This is a genomic window from Aquabacter spiritensis, from assembly GCF_004346185.1.
Classification (GTDB): domain Bacteria; phylum Pseudomonadota; class Alphaproteobacteria; order Rhizobiales; family Xanthobacteraceae; genus Aquabacter; species Aquabacter spiritensis.
Window position 1 is genome coordinate 298,812 of the sequence record NZ_SMAI01000001.1, and the last position, 18,053, is coordinate 316,864.

General features: G+C 66.6%; 23 protein-coding genes. 17 read left to right on the top strand and 6 right to left on the bottom strand.

Annotated elements, in window-relative coordinates; translation table 11 throughout:
- The first annotated feature begins 289 nt into the window (after positions 1-289).
- The 7 genes from EDC64_RS01365 (at position 290) to EDC64_RS01395 (ending at position 7,134) form a co-directional block, all read left to right on the top strand.
- Positions 290-1,198 (top strand): LysR family transcriptional regulator, encoded by a 909-nt coding sequence (locus tag EDC64_RS01365; RefSeq protein ID WP_132028933.1) that lies wholly within the window; start codon positions 290-292, stop codon positions 1,196-1,198.
- 183 nt (positions 1,199-1,381) lie between these two features.
- Positions 1,382-2,557 (top strand): M24 family metallopeptidase, encoded by a 1,176-nt coding sequence (locus EDC64_RS01370; RefSeq protein WP_165933599.1) that lies wholly within the window; start codon positions 1,382-1,384, stop codon positions 2,555-2,557.
- A gap of 43 nt (positions 2,558-2,600) precedes the next feature.
- Positions 2,601-3,638, top strand: coding sequence for a TRAP transporter substrate-binding protein (locus EDC64_RS01375; RefSeq protein WP_132028939.1), 1,038 nt, complete (start codon positions 2,601-2,603; stop codon positions 3,636-3,638).
- Positions 3,639-3,727: 89 nt separating this feature from the next.
- Complete coding sequence (locus EDC64_RS01380; protein WP_132028942.1) at positions 3,728-4,339, top strand: TRAP transporter small permease subunit; 612 nt, start codon at positions 3,728-3,730, stop codon at positions 4,337-4,339.
- Between the two features lies 1 nt (position 4,340).
- Positions 4,341-5,624 carry a TRAP transporter large permease gene (locus EDC64_RS01385; protein ID WP_132028945.1) on the top strand — a complete coding sequence of 428 codons (1,284 nt, stop codon included), beginning with the start codon at positions 4,341-4,343 and terminating at the stop codon, positions 5,622-5,624.
- A 29-nt stretch (positions 5,625-5,653) separates the two neighbouring features.
- Positions 5,654-6,331: a DUF2848 domain-containing protein gene (locus tag EDC64_RS01390; protein WP_132028948.1), complete on the top strand. Its 678-nt coding sequence runs from the start codon at positions 5,654-5,656 to the stop codon at positions 6,329-6,331.
- Between the two features lie 17 nt (positions 6,332-6,348).
- Positions 6,349-7,134 (top strand): putative hydro-lyase, encoded by a 786-nt coding sequence (locus EDC64_RS01395; RefSeq protein ID WP_132028951.1) that lies wholly within the window; start codon positions 6,349-6,351, stop codon positions 7,132-7,134.
- A gap of 4 nt (positions 7,135-7,138) precedes the next feature.
- On the opposite strand, the gene egtD is transcribed toward EDC64_RS01395, so the two are convergent.
- From egtD to EDC64_RS01410, 3 genes are read right to left on the bottom strand one after another with little or no spacing between them, the layout of a single operon-like run.
- On the bottom strand, positions 7,139-8,104 hold the full coding sequence (gene egtD / locus EDC64_RS01400; RefSeq protein WP_132028954.1) for an L-histidine N(alpha)-methyltransferase: 966 nt from the start codon (positions 8,102-8,104) through the stop codon (positions 7,139-7,141).
- Positions 8,105-8,106: 2 nt separating this feature from the next.
- A complete protein-coding gene (egtB, locus tag EDC64_RS01405; protein ID WP_132028957.1) occupies positions 8,107-9,390 on the bottom strand; it encodes an ergothioneine biosynthesis protein EgtB in 1,284 nt (427 codons plus the stop codon).
- A 60-nt stretch (positions 9,391-9,450) separates the two neighbouring features.
- The gene (locus EDC64_RS01410) at positions 9,451-9,831 is read right to left on the bottom strand and encodes an ArsC family reductase (protein WP_132028960.1); all 381 of its coding nucleotides are present in this window, start codon (positions 9,829-9,831) and stop codon (positions 9,451-9,453) included.
- A gap of 174 nt (positions 9,832-10,005) precedes the next feature.
- Between EDC64_RS01410 and EDC64_RS01415 the strand changes: the two genes are divergently transcribed.
- From EDC64_RS01415 to EDC64_RS01440, 7 genes are all read left to right on the top strand, one after another.
- Positions 10,006-10,632, top strand: a complete 627-nt coding sequence (locus tag EDC64_RS01415; RefSeq protein WP_132028963.1) for a 50S ribosomal protein L25/general stress protein Ctc — start codon at positions 10,006-10,008, stop codon at positions 10,630-10,632.
- Positions 10,633-10,657: 25 nt separating this feature from the next.
- Positions 10,658-11,263, top strand: a complete 606-nt coding sequence (gene pth / locus EDC64_RS01420) for an aminoacyl-tRNA hydrolase (RefSeq protein WP_132028965.1) — start codon at positions 10,658-10,660, stop codon at positions 11,261-11,263.
- A gap of 26 nt (positions 11,264-11,289) precedes the next feature.
- Complete coding sequence (locus EDC64_RS23405; protein ID WP_165933600.1) at positions 11,290-11,598, top strand: hypothetical protein; 309 nt, start codon at positions 11,290-11,292, stop codon at positions 11,596-11,598.
- Complete coding sequence (locus tag EDC64_RS01425) at positions 11,585-11,965, top strand: hypothetical protein (RefSeq protein ID WP_338023377.1); 381 nt, start codon at positions 11,585-11,587, stop codon at positions 11,963-11,965. Before EDC64_RS23405 ends, EDC64_RS01425 begins: the two co-directional genes overlap by 14 nt.
- Positions 11,966-11,980: 15 nt before the next feature.
- Positions 11,981-13,078, top strand: a complete 1,098-nt coding sequence (ychF, locus tag EDC64_RS01430; protein WP_132028971.1) for a redox-regulated ATPase YchF — start codon at positions 11,981-11,983, stop codon at positions 13,076-13,078.
- Positions 13,079-13,182: 104 nt separating this feature from the next.
- A complete protein-coding gene (locus tag EDC64_RS01435; protein ID WP_245504480.1) occupies positions 13,183-13,647 on the top strand; it encodes a MaoC family dehydratase in 465 nt (154 codons plus the stop codon).
- Positions 13,644-14,117: a MaoC family dehydratase gene (locus tag EDC64_RS01440; RefSeq protein ID WP_132028977.1), complete on the top strand. Its 474-nt coding sequence runs from the start codon at positions 13,644-13,646 to the stop codon at positions 14,115-14,117. The genes EDC64_RS01435 and EDC64_RS01440 overlap by 4 nt, the downstream gene beginning before the upstream one ends.
- Before the next feature lie 21 nt (positions 14,118-14,138).
- On the opposite strand, the gene EDC64_RS01445 is transcribed toward EDC64_RS01440, so the two are convergent.
- The gene (locus tag EDC64_RS01445; RefSeq protein WP_165933602.1) at positions 14,139-15,182 is read right to left on the bottom strand and encodes a formate/nitrite transporter family protein; all 1,044 of its coding nucleotides are present in this window, start codon (positions 15,180-15,182) and stop codon (positions 14,139-14,141) included.
- On the opposite strand from EDC64_RS01445, the gene EDC64_RS01450 reads away from it, so the two are divergent.
- From EDC64_RS01450 to EDC64_RS01460, 3 genes are all read left to right on the top strand, one after another.
- Complete coding sequence (locus EDC64_RS01450; RefSeq protein WP_132028983.1) at positions 15,172-15,561, top strand: HesB/IscA family protein; 390 nt, start codon at positions 15,172-15,174, stop codon at positions 15,559-15,561. The two genes, EDC64_RS01445 and EDC64_RS01450, sit on opposite strands and share 11 nt — an antisense overlap.
- 105 nt (positions 15,562-15,666) lie before the next feature.
- A complete protein-coding gene (locus EDC64_RS01455) occupies positions 15,667-16,128 on the top strand; it encodes a MarR family winged helix-turn-helix transcriptional regulator (protein ID WP_132028986.1) in 462 nt (153 codons plus the stop codon).
- 23 nt (positions 16,129-16,151) lie between these two features.
- Complete coding sequence (locus EDC64_RS01460) at positions 16,152-16,553, top strand: DUF1398 family protein (protein WP_132028989.1); 402 nt, start codon at positions 16,152-16,154, stop codon at positions 16,551-16,553.
- Between the two features lie 39 nt (positions 16,554-16,592).
- Here EDC64_RS01460 and cysK read toward each other — a convergent pair whose 3' ends face one another.
- Positions 16,593-17,555 carry a cysteine synthase A gene (gene cysK / locus EDC64_RS01465; RefSeq protein ID WP_132028992.1) on the bottom strand — a complete coding sequence of 321 codons (963 nt, stop codon included), beginning with the start codon at positions 17,553-17,555 and terminating at the stop codon, positions 16,593-16,595.
- A gap of 53 nt (positions 17,556-17,608) precedes the next feature.
- Positions 17,609-18,049 carry an RrF2 family transcriptional regulator gene (locus tag EDC64_RS01470; protein WP_132028995.1) on the bottom strand — a complete coding sequence of 147 codons (441 nt, stop codon included), beginning with the start codon at positions 18,047-18,049 and terminating at the stop codon, positions 17,609-17,611.
- Positions 18,050-18,053 lie beyond the last annotated feature (4 nt).

Here is an 18,053-nt window from a genome sequence, read left to right on the forward strand (position 1 = left end):
TCGCCGTAAAGCGATGACTTCTTTCAGATTCTTTCATCTGATTACATCTCTGTGACATCCGAAATTGATTGTTCTATTTAAGTATTGAAATAATTAAAATTGAATATCATTATTAATATATCTGCGTATTCTACAATTAAATATCAATCTTTCATTTAAAGATGAATGTTAGCCTGAACCATGAATGCAACATATACATTGAAGAAGCGCCCAGGCCAGATGTACGACGGGCCGACACGCCGGCCAACCGCCCTTTGTGCCGCCCGCGGATCCCGCGCATGATCGCGGGATGATCGATCTGCGCAACATCGAGACCTTCTTCTGGGCGGCCGCACTCGGCAGCCTTCGGGCCGCCTCCGAGAAGCTCGGCACCACGCAGCCGGCGGTATCGCAGCGCATCGCGTCGCTGGAGGCGGCCTTGGGCGTCCGGCTGTTCGAGCGCGACGCCCGCGGCGTCAAGCTGACGGCCAAGGGCCAGGAATTGCTCGCCCATGCCGAACGCCTCATCGAGGCGCGCCAGGACATGATCCGCGCGGCACGCGACCAGACGACGATGAGCGGCCGGCTGCGCATCGGCGTGGCCGAGACCATCGTCCAGACCTGGCTGCCGCGCCTCATCGAACAGGTCCATTCGGCGTATCCCGCCATGGTCCTCGAGATCGAGGTGGACAGCACCCATGTCCTGCAGACCCACCTGATGGGCCGGCAGATCGACCTCGCCTTCCTGATGGGGCCGGTCCTGGAGGCGCGGGTGGAAAATCTGCCGCTGTGCAGCTATCCGCTGGCCTGGGTGGTGAAACGCGACATCCCGCTCGGCCCGGGTCCGGTGACGCTCGCGGACGCCGCAACGCTGCCGATCATCACCTATTCCTCCAATTCCTCGCCCTATCGCGTGGTCCGCGACATGCTGATGCGCGCCGGTATTTCCACGCCGCGCATGTATGGCAGCGCCTCGCTGTCCATGGTGGTGCGCATGGTGCTCGACGGGATCGGCGCCGCCGTGATCACCCCGGTTTTTCTGGGGCGGGAACTCGCGCGCGGAGAATTGCGCCTGCTCGATGTCGTCTCCGATCCGCTGCCGGATCTGAGCTTCACCGCCAGTTGGATCGACGGGCCGGAAAGCTATCCCGCGCGGGTCATCGCCCGCATGGCCCAGCAGGTCGCCGAGGAGGAGCGGACGGCGCTGCTGCAAGGGTGATAAATTAATTTTATACCTCGCTTCCAAACATACGATTGGACACGCCCTTCCGCCTGCCGTGCAATGGCCGGCAGAACGATGGCGGGAACCCGCCGCAGAGGGGTATTCACATGGCTTATGCACGCCGCGCGTGGAGCGCGTCGCCCTTGCACGCCCGCATTGGGTGCGGTGCGGGCTGACGCGATGCCGATCGCGGAGCCGACCGGACCCCACATTTTTGCGCGCCGCCGTGCCGCCCTCATGGCGCGGGCGGCCGCGCGCGGCTTCGATGGCGTCCTCGCCTTCGGCCATGGCAGCGCGCTCGGCGCCGGCAGCCACTCCCACGGCGCCCTGCGGTATCTCTCCGGCTGGGACGGACACGAGAGCGCGGCGCTCCTCGCGATCACGCACCAGGCCGCGCACCTGTTCGTGGCGAGCCCGTTCATGGCGCCCCTCGCCCGCATGCAGCGATCCGACCTCGTCCTCCACGACGTGCGTCCGCAGGCCTGGCGGTCGACGCTCGCGGGGATCCTGCCGGGACCCGCGGCCACGATCGGCTTCGGCGAGATGCCGGCGCAGATTCATGCGACGTTCGCGCCGCACGCCGACGCCGCCTTGGATGACGAGGCCGCCCGCCTCCGCCTCGTCAAGGATGCGACGGAGCTTCGGCACCACCGCGCCGCGGCGGCGCTCTGCGATCTTCTGTTCGGCCGGCTCGGCGACGCGCTGCTGTCACGCCGGCCGGCCTGGGAGATCCAGCTCGATCTCGAAACCCTCGCCCGCCGGTCCGGCGCCGAGCAGTGCCGCACCTGGCTCACCATCGCCCCGCAGGCGGATTATTGCCGCTATTGGCCGGCGGAGACGCAGCAGGTCCCGCAGGCCGGCGACCAGGTTCTGTTCGGCGTCGCCCTGACGCTGGACGGGCATTGGGGCCACGGCATCCGGATGGGGGCGATCGGCCCGATGACGCCGGAGCAGCGCGCCCTGGCCGACCATGTCGCGGCGATGCTGGACGCCGGCCTCGGCGCGATCCGCCCCGGCGCCCCGCTCGCCGGCATCGAGGCGGCGATCGAAGGCGCGCTGGCCGACAGCGGCCTTGCCACCCATCCCGGCCTGCGCCGGTTCCGCAGCGGGCACGGCCTCGGCTTCTCCTATGAGGAGCCGCTCCTCACCGAGGCCTTCCGCCAGCATTTCGACCAGGGCGCGCCGCCCGCGGCGCCGCCGGACATCGCCCTCGCGCCCGGCATGCTGTTCGAGCTTCATCCCAATCTGTTCGTCCCCGGTCTGGGCGGCGCGGCCATCGGCGAAATGGTGCTGGTGACGCCGGACGGGCCGGACTGCCTCCTCGCCACCCCCCGAGCCCCCGCCGTCTGGACCTGACGGCATCCCGTCCACCCCTCCCAGAGACAACAAGGAAGACCCGATGAAACATCTGATCCTCGCCACCGCTTTGCTGGCCGCCGGCAGCGCCGTCGCCCAGGACCTCCCCAAGACCAATCTGAAGGTGGTCGGCGGCCTCAGCAACCTGACCGCCTATCAGGACTATGAAAAGCCGTTCTGGACCAAGACGATCCCCGAGAAGTCGAACGGTCAGGTCACGGCCGAGATCAAGGGCTTCAACGAAATGGGCCTGAAAGGGCCGGAATTGCTGCGGCTGATGTCGCAGGGCGTGGTCGAGTTCGGCACCGCCACCCTGTCCTACTTCGCCTCCGACAATCCGATCAACGAAGCGATCGACCTCGCCGGCCTCGCGCCCGACGTGAAGACCGCCCGCGAGGTGACGGATGCGTTCGAGCCGGTGCTCGCCAAGACCTATGGCGACGGATCGAACGTCCGCCTGCTCGGCATCTCGACCTATCCGGCGCAGGTCCTGTTCTGCAATGCCGACATCAAGGGCCTCGCCGATCTGAAGGGCAAGAAGGTGCGCACGTCGAGCCGGACCCAGGCGGAGTTCGTCGAGGCGTTCGGCGGATCGAGCGTGACCATGGCGTTCGGCGAAGTGGTGCCGGCGCTTCAGAACAAGGTGGTCGACTGCGCCATCACCGGCTCGCTCTCCGGCTATTCGGCCAAATGGTACGAGGTCTCGACCCATCTCCTCGCATTGCCGATCAACTGGAACCAGCAGATCCACGCGGTCAACGAGAAGGCCTGGCAGAAGCTCGACCCCAAGGTCCAGACCTTCCTGCAGACCAATATCGACGGCCTCGTCAACGAGATCTGGACGGCCGCCGCCAAGCAGACCCAGCAGGGCTATGACTGCAACACCGGCGCCGCCGCCTGCCCGTTCGAGGTCAAGGGCAAGATGGTTCTCGTGACGCCCAGCGACGCCGACAAGGCGATGCTGAAGAAGGTGCTTCAGGACCAGATCCTGCCCAAATGGGCCGCGCGCTGCTCGGCGGCCTGCGTCGCCGACTTCAACGCCACGGTCGGCAAGACACTCGGCGTCACCGCAGCCAAGTGAGCGTGCCGGGAGACGGACACCGCCCGGGCTGCTTAGGCCCGGGCGCACCCGCCTCTTGCGCCGCGGCAAGACCCTCTTGGAGCGCCCGCATGACCCCTTCCTCCCTTCCCTTTCTGGCGTCTTTGATGCGCGCCGCCGAGACGCTCGCCCGCGCGGCGGTCTGGGTCGGCGGGGCCCTGACCATCGCGAGCGTGCTGGTGGTCTGCGTCGACGTCCTCGCCCGCAAATTCCTCGGCTGGACCGTGGGCGGCGCCGACGAATTGTCGAGCTACGCCTTTGCGATCTCGACGACCTGGTCGCTCGCCTTCGCGGCGCTCCAGCGGGCGAACGTGCGGGTGGACGTGATCTACCAATATCTGCCGGTGCGGGTTTCGGCGGTGCTGGACTGGCTGGCTCTGGTCGCGCTCGGCACCTTCATGGGGTTCCTCACCTATTACGCCTATGACGTGGTCGCCGCTTCGGTCGCGCAGGGTTCGCGTGCCAATACGCCCCTCGCCACCCCGCTCGTGGTGCCGCAGGGACTCTGGTATCTCGGCCTCGTCTTCATGTGCGTGGTCCTGGCGCTGATGCTGGTGCGCGCCTCGGTGGCGCTGGTCACCGGCGACATCGCCACCGTCAAGGCCCTCGCCGGGGTCCGGTCGGCGCAGGAGGAGGCTGCGGAAGAGGCAGCCTCCGGCGAACGCATGGTCAGGGGAGCCTGACATGGTCGCCACCACCCTCATCCTCCTGCTGGTGCTGATCGGCCTCTCGATCCCGGTCGGCGCCGCGCTCGGCGTGCTCGGACTGATCCTCGATCCGCTCTATTCCTTCCTGCCGCTGACCCGCGGCATCGGGGAGCTCGCCTGGAGCACCAACAACGAGTTTCTCCTGGTCGCGATCCCGCTCTTCATCCTGCTCGGGGAAGTCCTGCTGCGCGCGGGCTTCGCGGAGCGGATGTACGGCGCGATGAGCCTCTGGCTGTCCTGGCTTCCCGGCGGGCTGATGCACGCCAATATCGGCGCCTCGGCGCTGTTTGCCGCGACCTCCGGCTCCAGCGTCGCGACCGCCGCCACCGTCGGGACGGTCTCGATCCCGCAAATCAAGCGCTACGGCTATAACGAGCCGCTGTTCCTCGGCAGCCTCGCGGCAGGCGGAACGCTCGGCATTCTCATCCCGCCCTCGATCAATCTCGTGATCTACGGCGTGCTCACCAATGCCTCGGTGCCGAAGCTCTATCTCGCGGGCATCGTCCCGGGCCTGCTGCTGGCGGGCCTGTTCATGCTCACCGTGATCGTCGCCTGCCTGATCCGGCCGGCCTGGGGCGGCCAGAAAATCAGCGCCACCTGGGGCGAGCGGATGCGCAGCCTGGTCCATCTCGGGCCGCCGCTCGGCATCTTCCTGCTGGTGGTGGGGTCGATCTATGCCGGCCTCGCCACGCCGACCGAGGCAGCGGCCCTCGGCGTGCTCGGCGCGCTGATCCTCGCCGCCTGGTTCGGCCGGCTGACTTTGTCCATGCTGCGCGAAGCCGTGGAAGGCACGATGAAGGCGAGCGCCATGATCATGCTGATCATCCTCGCCGCGAGCTTCCTCAATTTCGTGATGGCGGCGACCGGCATCACCGACGCCATTACAAGCTCGATCTCGGGTCTCGGCATCTCGCCGCTGCAGATGCTGCTGGTGATCGTCGTGTTTTATCTGGTGCTCGGCTGCTTCATGGAGACCCTCTCCATGATGATCACGACGATCCCCATCGTCGCCCCCATCATGCTGCAGCTCGGCTACGACCCGATCTGGCTCGGCATTCTGATCATCATCCTGGTGGAAGCCGCCTTGATCACCCCGCCGGTGGGGCTGAACCTGTTCGTCGTGCAGAGCCTGCGCAAAGGCGGCTCGATGACCGCGGTGATCGTCGGCAGCCTGCCGTTCGTCCTGGCGATGGCGGCACTGCTCGTGCTGATCACCGTCTTTCCGAGCCTCGTGCTCTTCCTCCCCCGCGTCTTCAGCTAGGCGCCTCCCTCCCTGACACAGGTCGCATCATGAAACTGTCTTTCGATGTCGCCGGCGGCGCCCCGCTCGCCGTCACCCTCACCGATCTGGTGGTCGCCGGCTGGGCCGGCCGCGACATGGCCGCCATCGAGCACCATATCGAGGAATTGTTCGCGATCGGCGTTCCGCGCCCGAGCGCGGTGCCGCTTTATTACCGCGCGGCGGAAAACCTGATGACCCAGGGCGATCGCATCCAGGTGATCGGCGGCGAGACCTCGGGCGAAGTGGAAACCTTCGTGTTCAGCGCCGGCGGCGACATGTATGTGAGCCTCGCTTCCGACCATACCGACCGGCGGCTCGAGACCCAGAGCGTCGCGCTGTCCAAGCAGATCTGTGCCAAGCCGATCGCCACCACCGCCTGGAAATTCTCCGAGGTCGCCGACCATTGGGACGCGCTGATCATCCGCGCCTTCATCGAGGAGAACGGCGCGCGCGTGCTCTATCAGGAAGGTCCGCTGGCGGCGCTGCGCCCGCCGTCCGAACTGATCGCCGGCTTCACCGGCGGCGCCGCGGCTCTGCCCGAAGGGGTCGGGATGATCTGTGGCACAGTGAGCGCGATCGGCGGCATCCGCCCGGCGGCGGCGTTCTCCATGGAACTGGAAGATCCGGTGATGGGCCGCATCCTGCGGCATTCCTATGCCGTCGACGTCCTGCCGGAAGTGGCCTGAAGGGCGGACCCGACATCATGCTTTCCGCCTCTTCCACACCTTACGAGGCCCGTCTGGCCGCCCGCTCGGGCGGCTTCGACGCCCCGACCGCAGACGTCGCCCCCGGCTTCGTCCAGGGCAATCTGGCGGTCCTTCCCCGCGCCCTCGCCTATGATTTCCTCCTTTTCTGCCAGCGCAATCCGAAGCCCTGTCCGCTGATCGGGGTCTCGGAGCCGGGCGACCCCAAAATGCCGGCGCTCGGCCGCGATCTCGATATCCGCACCGATCTGCCGCGCTATCGGATCTGGGAGAACGGCACGCTCGTCTCCGAGCCCACCGATGTCAGCGCGTTCTGGCGCGACGATCTCGTCGCATTTCTGATCGGGTGTTCGTTCTCTTTCGAAGAGGCGTTGCTGGCGGCGCGGGTGCCGGTCCGTCACATCGACCAGGGCTGCAATGTCCCGATGTACCGGACGAGCATCCCGACCACCCCCGCCGGCTGCTTCTCCGGTCCGCTGGTGGTCTCGATGCGGCCTCTCGCACCCGCCGACCTGGTCCGCGCGATCCAGGTGACGTCGCGCTTTCCCTCGGTTCACGGCGCTCCGATCCATGTCGGAGATCCCGCTGCGATCGGCATCGCGGACATTGCGGCGCCGGATTACGGCGACCCGGTGGAAATTCGGCCGGGCGAAGTCCCGGTCTTTTGGGCCTGCGGAGTCACGCCGCAATCGGTGATCGCAAGCGTGCGCCCGGATTTCTGCATCACCCACGCGCCCGGCTACATGCTCGTCACGGACATCCCGAACGGCAGCCTGGCCGTCTGATCGCTCAGGCCGACAGGAGAAACACCCCGAACAGGGTCTGGGCGTCGGTCCAGACCTGTTCGGTGTGCCATCCCGCCGCGCGGGCGAGTTCGGCGACGTCTTCGCTCGCATATTTGTACGAGTTCTCGGTGTGGATCGTCTCTCCGGCGGCGAAGCGGAAGGTGCGGTCCGCGGCGCGCACGATCTGGTCGGCGCGGCTGACGAGGTGCATCTCGATCCGGCTTTCCTCTTCGTTGAAGAGCGCGGCGTGGGCGAAGCGGTCGAGATCGAAATTTCCGTCCAGCTCGCGGTTGATCCTCGCCAGCAGATTGAGGTTGAAGGCGGCGGTCACCCCTTCGGCATCGTCATAGGCCGCCTCCAGCCTCCGCACGTCCTTCTTCAAATCCACGCCCAGCACCAGCAGCGCGCCGGTGCCGAGCGTCAGCCGCGCCTCGACGAGAAAGCGGCGGGCCTCGGACGGGGTGAAGTTGCCGATCGTGGAGCCCGGAAAGAATCCGACTGTCCGCTGACCGTCGATCTGCGGCAGGGCGACCCGGCGCGTGAAGTCGCCGACGAGCGGAACGACGTCGAGCGCGGGATAGTCGCGTGCCAGGGCCTGCGCGGCCTCCATGAGGTGGTCGGCCGAAATGTCGATGGGGACATAGGCCGCCGGTAGATCGAGCGCATCGAGCAGGATGCGAACCTTGACCAAGGACCCCGCGCCGAACTCCACGAGCCGCGCGTTTTTCCCGGCCCGGTGCGCGATTGCACCAGCCTCCCGGCGCAGAATATCGAGCTCCGTGCGGGTCGGATAATATTCCGGCAGCCCGCAGATCCGGTCGAACAGGCGCGAGCCCTCGGCGTCGTAGAAATACTTCGCAGCCAGCGTTTTTCGCGGCGCGGAGAGGCCCGCCACGACGTCGGCCCGGAATTCGGCTGGGCCGGGGATGCCCGGGGCCGCGGTGTCACGAGCGGTCGGATTGTAGGGCATGGTCACGCATCCTCGGCGAGACGCAGGCCGGCGAACGGCCAGCGCTGGTGCGGATAGAAGAAATTGCGGTAGGTGGCGCGCACATGACCGTCCGGCGTCGCGCAGCAGCCGCCGCGCAGCACGAACTGGCTGGCCATGAACTTGCCGTTATATTCGCCGATCGCGCCGGGGGCGGCCCTGTAGCCGGGATAGGGGCTATAGGGGCTCTGCGTCCACTCCCAGACGTCGCCATACATCTGACCCGGCCGATCCGGGGCGGAGCCGCCGGCCACCGGCCGCAAATAGCCCGAGCCCGCGAAATTGCCGGCCACCGGCAAGTCGCGCGCGGCGACTTCCCATTCCGCTTCCGTCGGCAGACGCTTCCCCGCCCACCGGGCGAAGGCATCGGCCTCGTAATAGGAGACGTGGCAGACCGGCGCCTCGCGATCGACGGCGTGCTGGCCGGACAAGGTCATCGCCTCCCAACCCTGCCCGGTCTCCTCCCAATAAAGCGGCGCCACGAACTCGCCGGACTTCACCCGCGCCCAGCCGTCCGCGAGCCAGAGATCCGGGCGGCGATAGCCGCCGTCGCCGATGAAATCCATCCATTCGCCGTTCGACACCGGCCGTGACGCGATCCGGAATGGGCGCAGCAGGGCCTGATGGCGCGGGCTCTCATTATCATAAGCAAAGCCCGCGCCGTCATGGCCGATGTCGACGATGCCGCCGGGATAGTCGAAGAAACGGGCCTCGCCCGCCGCCCGCGCCAGCCCGGCGCGATAGGGCGCATAAGCCGGGCGCAGCGGATTGCGGGAAAAGAGATTGAGAATATCCATCAGGATGAGTTCCTGATGCTGCTGCTCGTGATGATTGCCGATGTCGAGAAGGGGGGCGATCGTCGGCCACAGATCCGCGTCGGCGACATCGAACAGATGCTCCATCGACTGCGTGACATGGCTGCGATAGGCGGCGACCTCCGCGACGCCCGGGCGGGTCACCAGGCCGCGCTCGAAGCGCGGGTGCCGGGCGCCAGCGGCTTCGTAATAGGAATTGAAGAGATAGGCGAATTGCGGGTGCTGGACCTCGTAGCCGGCGAGATGCGGCACCAGCAGGAAAGTCTCGAAGAACCAGCTGACATGGGCGAGGTGCCATTTGGTCGGGCTGCAATCCGGCATCGACTGCACCGTCTGGTCCTCGGCACCGAGCGGACGCGCCAGTTCCTCGCTGTGCGCACGCACGGTGCGGAAGCGCGCAACGAGGTCGTCGCGGCGGTCATGGACCGGTGCGATGCTGTTCGGACTGTGCATTTCGCGGGCTCTCCCCTCGTTCGACGCCGTCAGCGTTAAAGTCTTCGGCTGCCAGAAAGTTCAATTCGCGGCCGGCGCAGGCCGCGCTTGCAAAAGCGCTTCTTTGTATACGTCGGGTTTGAAGCCGACGATCAGTCGTCCGCCGAAATCCAGCACCGGCCGCTTGATCATGGCCGGTTGTGCGAGCATGAGGCGGATGGCGGCCGCGCGGTCGATCCCCTGCTTCTCGGCGTCGGGAAGGGCGCGGAAGGTGGTGCCGGCCCGGTTGAGAAGCACCTCCCAGCCCAGCGCGTCGACCCAGGTGCCGAGCCGTTCCGGGGTGAGGCCGTCGGTCCGGTAATCGTGGAAGCGACAGGCGATGGCATGATCGGTGAGCCAGGCCCGCGCTTTCTTCATCGTGTCGCAGGTCTTGATGCCGTAGATCGTGGTCTCGTGCGCCATATTCAGCGGCTCCCCTCAAGGTTCGACGGCCCCATCATTGCATTTGCGGGCCTCGGCCGGTATAAGCCCGCCTTCGCCCGGCATGCGCCCCCCTGGAGGCGTGCCGGCCGAAGCCGAACGGCCGCGCTGGCGGCCGTTCGTCATTCCAGAACCCATGAATTTAGGACGAGTGCCATGACTGCCATCAAGGAACTGAAGGCTGTGGCGCGCCCGCGGGCCGGCAAGGGGGCCGCCCGTGCCGAGCGCCGCGCCGGACGCGTGCCCGCCGTGATCTACGGCGAGAAGCAGGATCCGATCACGATCTCGCTCGAGCACAAGGAAATCACCCGCACGATCTATGCCGGCCACTTCCTCACCACGCTCTTCATGATCGAGGTCGAAGGCAAGCGCCACCGCGTGATCCCCCGCGACTACCAGCTCGACCCGGTGAAGGACCTGCCGCTGCACGTCGACTTCCTGCGCGTTTCGAGCGGTGCCCGCGTCACGGTCGAAGTGCCCGTGCATTTCGTGAACCAGGAGAAGTCTCCCGGTCTGAAGCGCGGCGGAACGCTCAACGTCGTGCACCACGCCGTCTCGCTGGACGCGCCGGCTGAATCCATTCCCGATCATATCAGTGTCGACATGACCGGCCTGGAAATCGGCGACAGCGTCCATCTCTCCGCAGTGACCCTGCCGGAAGGCGTGGAATCGGAGCTGCACGGCGACGACACGCTCGCCACCGTGGTCGCCCCGTCCGGCCTGAAGGACGCGGAGGCCGATGACGCCGCCGCCGCCGCGGCCGCGACCCCGGGCAAGTCCTGATCCTGTCCGCTTACGGGAGAGCGCCGTGCTGCTGTTCGCAGGCCTCGGCAATCCCGGCGGGAAATATGCCGGAAACCGGCACAATATCGGCTTCATGGCGGTCGAGGCTCTGGCCCGCCGCCATGGCTTCTCGCCCTGGCGGCGACGCTTCCAGGGCGCGGTGAGCGAGGGCGAGATCGCGGGCGAAAAGGTGCTCGCGCTGCTGCCCGAAACCTTCATGAACGAGAGCGGACGCGCGGTTGCCGAGGCGATGCGCTTCTACAAGATCCCGCTCGAGAAGGTCGTCGTTTTCCACGACGAACTCGATCTGCCGCCGGCCAAGGTCCGCGTGAAGAAGGGCGGCGGCAATGCCGGCCATAATGGCCTGCGTTCGCTCACCGCCCACTGCGGAAACGAGTATTGGCGGGTGCGGCTCGGGATCGGTCATCCCGGCGACAAGGCCTTGGTCCATGCTTATGTGCTGAGCGATTTCGCGAAAGCGGAGCGACCCTGGGTGGAGGGGGTATGCACCGCCTGTGCGGATCATGCCGGCCTGCTCGCCGAAGGCAAACCCGAGGCGTTCCAGAATCAGGCGCACCTGTTCCTGGAGGCGCAGGGGTTGGGCGCGCCCCGCCCGGTCGGAGGCGGCTGAGCCCGCTTGACGGAAAGGGTTGGCCGATGAAGAACGTGACCATCACCGTATCGGAAGACCTGCTGGCGCGGGCCCGGGTGGCTGCGGCGCGGGAAGGCATCAGCCTGTCCAAGTTCATCGCCGAGCACCTGTCCCGCGCGCTCGGCGGTCATGCCGATCCCCTCGCCCCGTTCGACCGCTGGCTCGGCGGCCCCGGATGGGGCTACGGGCCGCCGCCTGCACTGTTGCCGAAGCGTGAGGATCCCGATGAACTTGCGGTGCTTCGTGGACGCTCCGATCCTGATCTACCTCCAGGACCGCGCGGAGGCGCGCAAGCGGGCGATGGCACGCCATAGCCTGCGCTCGATCCGGCGCAACGCGGAACTCGTGGTGAGCCCGGCCACGCTCACCGACCTCTACGGCCTGGCACGGCGCCGTTTTCCCACGGTGCAGCGCGACCTGGTCCGCAACTATGTTCACGACCTCCTGCCCGCCTGCCGCTCCGTCGGCACGTCCGACCTGCTCGACCGGGCGTTCCGCATCGAGGACCGGCTGGGCCTTTCCTGGGCCCAGTGCCTCACCTTCGCCGCAGCCGCGGCCGCCGATTGCCGGTTGCTGGTGAGCGAGGATCTCGAAGATGGCCTCGCGGTGGAGCGCACCCTGGTCGTCAATCCCTTCGTGACGGATATCGAAACCGTCTTCACCTCCCTGAAAGATCGCTGAGAAAGATCGCTCGAAATGGGCTTCAAATGCGGCATTGTCGGCCTCCCCAACGTGGGCAAGTCGACCCTCTTCAACGCCCTCACCCAGACTGCCGCGGCACAGGCGGCGAACTATCCGTTTTGCACCATCGAGCCGAATGTCGGCGAGGTTGCGGTGCCGGATCCGCGCCTCGACGCGCTCGCCGCGATCGCCGCATCGGGGCAGATCATCCCGACCCGCCTGACCTTCGTGGACATTGCCGGCCTGGTGCGCGGCGCCTCGAAGGGCGAAGGGCTCGGCAACCAGTTCCTCGCCAATATCCGCGAATGCGACGCCATCGCCCATGTGGTGCGCTGCTTCGAGGATGGCGACGTGACCCATGTCGAGGGCAAGATCTCGCCGGTGGACGACATCGAGACCATCGAGACCGAGTTGATGCTGGCCGACCTCGAAAGCCTCGAAAAGCGCGCCGCAAGTCTGGAGAAGAAGGTCAAGGGCGGCGACAAGGAGGCGAAGGAAAGCCTCGACCTCATGCAGCGCGCTCTGGTCCTGCTGCGCGAGGGAAAGCCCGCCCGGCTGGTCGCGCGCAAGCCCGACGAGGAGCGCGCCTTCGGCATGCTGGGGCTGATGACTGCGAAGCCGGTGCTGTATGTCTGCAACGTCGAGGAAGCCTCGGCGCAGGACGGCAACGGCTTGTCGGCCGCGGTGTTCGCCCGCGCCGCCGCGGAGGGCGCCAAGGCGGTCGTCGTGTCGGCCAAGATCGAGAGCGAGATCGCCGTTCTCCCGCCCGCCGAGCAGAAGGATTATCTCGACGCGATCGGTCTCGACGAGCCGGGCCTCAACCGGGTGATCCGCGCCGGCTACGAACTGCTGCACCTCGTCACCTATTTCACCGTCGGTCCCAAGGAGGCGCGCGCCTGGACCATCACCCGCGGGACGCGGGCGCCGCAGGCCGCGGGTGTGATCCATTCGGATTTCGAAAAGGGCTTCATCCGCTCGGAAACCATCGCCTTCGAGGATTATGTCCGCCACAAGGGCGAAGCCGGTGCACGCGAGGCTGGGCGGCTCCGGCTCGAAGGCAAGGAATATGTGGTGCAGGACGGCGACGTGCTGCACTTCCGCTTTGCCAATTGACCGGGCGGCGCATTTGACCGCATCGCCCGGCATGACGGATGATCCCCGACCGCTGCCGGCCGGGGCCACTCGGCGCGAGCCGACGGGAAACGGGGAGGCGCCGCGTGTCTGACATCTTCTTCGAGGACTTCGTCGAAGGCGCGGTGAAAACCTATGGTGCTTATGCGGTCACCGAGGCGGAGATCCTCGCTTTCGCGCGCGAATTCGATCCCCAGCCGATGCATCTCGACCCGGAGGCGGGCGCGGCGTCTTTGCTCGGTGGTCTCGCCGCGTCCGGCTGGCACGCTTGTGCGATCGCGCAGCGCCTGATGTGCGACGGCTTCCTTCTTCAGGCGGCCGGCCGCGGCTCGCCGGGCGTCAGCGAAACGAAATGGCTGGCACCAGTCCGCCCGGGCGACGTGCTCTCGCTGCGCCGGACCGTCGTCGAGAGCCGTACCTCGAAGACCAAGCCCGATCTGGGCCTCGTCACCCTGAAACTGGAACTGCTGAAAGCGACCGGAGAGGTCGCCATGGAGCAGAGCATCGTCGTGCTGTTTGCGCGGCGGAATCCGGGAGCTCGCCTCGCATGAGCCATTTCGAGGAGATCGAGGTGGGCGCCCGCCGCACCCTCGGCAGCCACACCTTCACCCGCGAGGAAATCATCGCCTTCGCACAGAAATACGATCCCCAGCCGTTTCATCTCGACGACGAGGCGGCGAGCCGGACGCATTTCGGCAGCCTCGTCGCCTCCGGCTGGCATACCGCCGCGATGTGGATGAAGTGCTTTGTGGCGGATCGCACGCACGATGCCAAAGCGCGGGCCGGGCGCGGCGAGCCCGCCGTGCCGCTGGGTCCCTCCCCCGGCTTCCGCAATCTGCGCTGGCTGAAGCCGGTCTATGCTGGCGATACGCTCACCTATGCCACAGAGGTGCGCGCCAAGTCGCCGTCCAAGAGCCGGCCGGGCTGGGGCCTCCTCACGGCCTATAATAGCGGCGTCAACCAGCACGGCGATTTGGTGATCGATTTCGAGAGCACCGTCTTCGTCCCCCGGCGCGGCTGACGCGCTCCGAGAGCAGCAGAGTCAGCGCGCGCGACCTGCCGCTTCGGGCACTTCCTGTTCCATCTCCTTCTTGACCTGTCCGTAAGCGAGCAGCGCGAACAGGGCCGAGCCGCCGATGACGTTGCCGGCCAGCAGCGGCAGGAGAATGACCCCGAAAGCCGTGCCGAAGCCTATCTCGCCGCGCATCAGCAGAAGAAACACTTCGACCGATCCGGAAATGACGTGGGACAATTCCAGCGCCGAGATGAGCGACGTCAGCACCAGAATCACCGCGAATCGCGAATTTTCCGCACTCGGCAGCAGCCAGACCACCGTCGCCACCAGCCAGCCCCCGAGAATGCCACGCCAAAACGCATCCCCCGGCGTGAGATCGGCCAGATGGCGGGAAATTGCGAGGATCCCCTCCTGATGGGTCTGCGGCAGGAAAAGTCCGGAGGCGAGCGCCGCTCCGAAGAAGGCGGTGCCGACCAGGTTCGCCGCCAGCACCACGCCCCAGATGCGCAGCAGCGCGAGCCAGCTCCGACGCGAGGGTTCCGCCAGAACCGGCAGGACGGCGGTAAGGGTGATTTCGGTGAAGAGCTGGTAGCGGCCAAGGATCACAATCATGAAACCGATCGAATAACCCAGGCTCTCCACCAATCCGCGCCATTCCGTATCCGGCAGGTGGGCGTGAAGGGCACCCTCCCCGATCACCGAAAAGCCGATGGAGAGGCCCGCCGCGAGCCCCGACCACCACAGGCTCAAGACTGGCCGGCGCAATTCGTCGACACCCTCCCGCCGGATCACCTCGTAGACGGCGCGCGGCCGCAGATTGAGATGCTCCTCGACGACCTCATCCTCCTTCGCGGTAAGGTCGCCGCGCCCCCCATGGCCGTCATCAAGCGACTTTCTGTCCACCTTGGTCATGGCGTGCCTTCCATTGCCGAGCTGAACGCCGCGCCGACCATCCGGTTGCATCCCTGCGTTTCGGTGCCCTTGCCCCGGGCCGTGGCATGCCCCATCTTTAGGGCGTCGATCCGCCGGCCTTGAACCGGCGCGGTCAGGAGTTTTGTCGATGAACGCCACGCCGCGCCCCCGCCCGCAGGTCATGCGCATTACCGATGCCGCCGCCGCGCGCCTTCGCGAGATCATGTCCCGAACCGACCCGCCCCCGGCCGCCGTGCGCGTCGGGGTCAAGAATGGCGGCTGTGCCGGCATGGCCTATACGATGGACTATGCCACCGAGATCGGCCCGCGGGACGATGTCGTGGAAGACAAGGGCGTGAAGGTCATCGTCGATCCGAAGGCCGTGATGTTCCTGCTCGGCACCGAGATGGATTTCAAGACGGACCGGCTCTCGGCGCAGTTCGTGTTCAACAATCCGAACCAGACCTCGTCCTGCGGCTGCGGCGAATCCGTGGCAATTACGCCGGTGGCGGGCGAGTCCTCCGAACAGCGGGTCTGACGGCACGCATTCCCGCACGCGCACGTGAGGGGTGGCTATTGTGCCGCCAAGATAGTTGACATGGAAACTATCTGTATTTAGTTTCCTAGTAAATCAGGAGCCTCTATGCCACCTCCCCCTCCCGTCTCGGACCTCACGACCCATCTCGGCTTTTGGCTGCGCACAGTCTCCAATCATGTCTCCCATGCCTTCGCTGCGAAGATCGCCGAAAAAGGCGTCACCGTCGCCGAATGGACGGTGATGCGCACGCTCTATGGCAAGGACCCGATGTCGCCGAGCCGGCTCGCAGACGAGATGGGGATGACGCGCGGGGCGATCACCAAGCTTGCCGATCGACTGATCGGCAAAGCGCTGGTGCGGCGCACCGCAGACCCGCAGGACGGCCGTGCGCAGACCCTGGCCTTGACGGACCGGGGCACTGCCTTGGTGCCGGACCTCGCGAAACTGGCCGACCAGAATGATGCGGAGACGTTCGGCCACCTCCTCCCCGCTGAGCGGGACGTCTTGGAACAGAGTCTCAAACAGATCGTCGCGCACCGCCGCATCACGGCGCTGCCGATCGCGTAATCCGAACACCCTGGAGAAGACAGATGGACGATCGACAGATTGCAGCCGCCAGAACGTGCCCCGCGGGCGCCGAGACCGGTGCGATGAGCTTTCCGCAGATCGTCGGAACGCTGATGGAGACCGGCTTTGAAGCCTATGCGGTCGACTTTCGGCAGGCGCGCGCGACCTATTATCTGCCGGATGGCGACACGTTGGACCTGCCGATGCAACCGATCGAGGCCCCGGTCGCCGCCACCTTCGACGCCGCCCGGATCGCCGCCGCCATCAAGGACGCGCAATGCGGCGTGCCGGGCTACACCTATCGCGGATTCTGCAACACCGTCACAGCCGCGGGCTGTACGGGCTATCTGGTCTCGTTCCCCGGCCGGCGCGCCCTTTATATCGGGCGCACCGCCGAAACCCATGTCGAGCGATTTCCCGACTGAGGTGCCGCGAGGGGGCCGAAGCGACGGCCCGCTTCGGCCTCAGAGCCCCTCGAACAAGGCCGTCGAGAGGTAGCGTTCGGCAAAGGAGGGCACGATGACGACGATGGTCTTTCCGGCCATGTCGGCCCGGCCGCCGATCTCCAGCGCCGCCGCCACCGCCGCACCGGAGGAAATGCCGCCCGGAATCCCTTCGTAGCGGGCCAGCGCGCGGGCCGTGTCGAAGGCGGTCTGGTTGCCCACCGTCATGACTTCGTCGATCACCGCGCGATCGAGCACGTCGGGCACGAAGCCGGCGCCGATGCCCTGGATCTTGTGCGGGCCCGGCTGGCCGCCCGACAGGACCGGGCTGTCCTCCGGCTCCACGGCGACCATGCGCAAACCGGGCTTGCGCGGCTTCAGCACCTGGCCGATTCCGGTGATGGTGCCCCCGGTGCCGACCCCGGACACGACCAGATCGACCGCACCATTGGTGTCGTTCCAAATCTCCTCCGCGGTCGTTTTGCGGTGGATGGCGGGGTTTGCCTTGTTCTTGAACTGCTGCGGCATCACCGCTTTGGGCAGGTCGCGCAGCAATTCCTCGGCGCGCGCGACCGCGCCTTTCATGCCCTGCGCCGCGGGGGTGAGAACCAGTTCCGCGCCGAGCAGAGCCAGCATCTTGCGCCGCTCGACCGACATCGATTCCGGCATGACCAGGATCAGCCGCAGCCCGCGTGCCGCGGCGACGAAGGCGAGCGCGATGCCGGTATTGCCCGAGGTCGGTTCGACCAGCACAGTGTCCTCGTGCAGGACCCCGGCTTCCTCCATGGCATCGACCATGGCGACGCCGATGCGGTCCTTCACGCTGGCGATCGGATTGAAGAATTCGAGCTTGGCGAGAATGTCGGCCTTGACGTTGCGCAGCGCCGGCAGACGCTTGAGGCGCACGAGCGGCGTATCGCCAATGGTCTGGGTGATGGATTCATAAACCCGCCCGCGACCGGGCCGATGCGAGACTTCCGCCATGGACGGCACTCCCTTGCCATTGTTCGTGGGCGGGCCAGCCGCCCGCCATCGGATCAAATGATGAAATCGATGCGGTCGTGTTCCGAGCCGTGCCCCTTGGAATCGGCGGCGCGGCACAGGTCCTCCAGGGTCACCTTGTCCAAAGCGGCATCGAAGGTGTCCTCCGCGCGCGCCACGGCCGGCTGCACCACTTCGGTCACGAGAGGGGGAAGGACGATCTCCTTTTCCTCCTCCGCACCTTCGACGACACGGACGATCTCCGCCACCGAGACGCGGCGCCGCTCGCGGGCGAGCTCGTAGCCCCCGCGCGGGCCGCGAACACCCTTCAACAGGCCGGCATGGACCAGCGCCTGCAGCACCGGTTCGAGCCGGCGAGGCGGCAAATTATGGCGCGCAGCCAATGCCTTCGCGGCGACGGGCGCCCCCCGGGCATGGACGGCGACGTCGACGACGGCGGCGATGGCGAGCAGGCTCTTATCCGATAAACGCGGCATATCG

What these genes read in the sequence shown, in the direction of transcription:
- EDC64_RS01390 (WP_132028948.1), top strand. Translation starts at nt 5,654, where the DNA reads ATGAAACTGTCTTTCGATGTCGCCGGCGGCGCCCCGCTCGCCGTCACC.
- EDC64_RS01460 (WP_132028989.1), top strand. Translation starts at nt 16,152, where the DNA reads ATGGACGATCGACAGATTGCAGCCGCCAGAACGTGCCCCGCGGGCGCC.
- EDC64_RS01425 (WP_338023377.1), top strand. Translation starts at nt 11,585, where the DNA reads ATGGCACGCCATAGCCTGCGCTCGATCCGGCGCAACGCGGAACTCGTG.
- EDC64_RS01470 (WP_132028995.1), bottom strand. Translation starts at nt 18,049, where the DNA reads ATGCCGCGTTTATCGGATAAGAGCCTGCTCGCCATCGCCGCCGTCGTC.
- EDC64_RS01380 (WP_132028942.1), top strand. Translation starts at nt 3,728, where the DNA reads ATGACCCCTTCCTCCCTTCCCTTTCTGGCGTCTTTGATGCGCGCCGCC.
- EDC64_RS01375 (WP_132028939.1), top strand. Translation starts at nt 2,601, where the DNA reads ATGAAACATCTGATCCTCGCCACCGCTTTGCTGGCCGCCGGCAGCGCC.
- EDC64_RS01455 (WP_132028986.1), top strand. Translation starts at nt 15,667, where the DNA reads ATGCCACCTCCCCCTCCCGTCTCGGACCTCACGACCCATCTCGGCTTT.
- EDC64_RS01365 (WP_132028933.1), top strand. Translation starts at nt 290, where the DNA reads ATGATCGATCTGCGCAACATCGAGACCTTCTTCTGGGCGGCCGCACTC.
- EDC64_RS01395 (WP_132028951.1), top strand. Translation starts at nt 6,349, where the DNA reads ATGCTTTCCGCCTCTTCCACACCTTACGAGGCCCGTCTGGCCGCCCGC.
- EDC64_RS01410 (WP_132028960.1), bottom strand. Translation starts at nt 9,831, where the DNA reads ATGGCGCACGAGACCACGATCTACGGCATCAAGACCTGCGACACGATG.
- cysK (WP_132028992.1), bottom strand. Translation starts at nt 17,555, where the DNA reads ATGGCGGAAGTCTCGCATCGGCCCGGTCGCGGGCGGGTTTATGAATCC.
- EDC64_RS01450 (WP_132028983.1), top strand. Translation starts at nt 15,172, where the DNA reads ATGAACGCCACGCCGCGCCCCCGCCCGCAGGTCATGCGCATTACCGAT.
- EDC64_RS01440 (WP_132028977.1), top strand. Translation starts at nt 13,644, where the DNA reads ATGAGCCATTTCGAGGAGATCGAGGTGGGCGCCCGCCGCACCCTCGGC.
- EDC64_RS01370 (WP_165933599.1), top strand. Translation starts at nt 1,382, where the DNA reads ATGCCGATCGCGGAGCCGACCGGACCCCACATTTTTGCGCGCCGCCGT.
- ychF (WP_132028971.1), top strand. Translation starts at nt 11,981, where the DNA reads ATGGGCTTCAAATGCGGCATTGTCGGCCTCCCCAACGTGGGCAAGTCG.
- EDC64_RS01415 (WP_132028963.1), top strand. Translation starts at nt 10,006, where the DNA reads ATGACTGCCATCAAGGAACTGAAGGCTGTGGCGCGCCCGCGGGCCGGC.
- egtB (WP_132028957.1), bottom strand. Translation starts at nt 9,390, where the DNA reads ATGCACAGTCCGAACAGCATCGCACCGGTCCATGACCGCCGCGACGAC.
- EDC64_RS23405 (WP_165933600.1), top strand. Translation starts at nt 11,290, where the DNA reads ATGAAGAACGTGACCATCACCGTATCGGAAGACCTGCTGGCGCGGGCC.
- EDC64_RS01385 (WP_132028945.1), top strand. Translation starts at nt 4,341, where the DNA reads ATGGTCGCCACCACCCTCATCCTCCTGCTGGTGCTGATCGGCCTCTCG.
- egtD (WP_132028954.1), bottom strand. Translation starts at nt 8,104, where the DNA reads ATGCCCTACAATCCGACCGCTCGTGACACCGCGGCCCCGGGCATCCCC.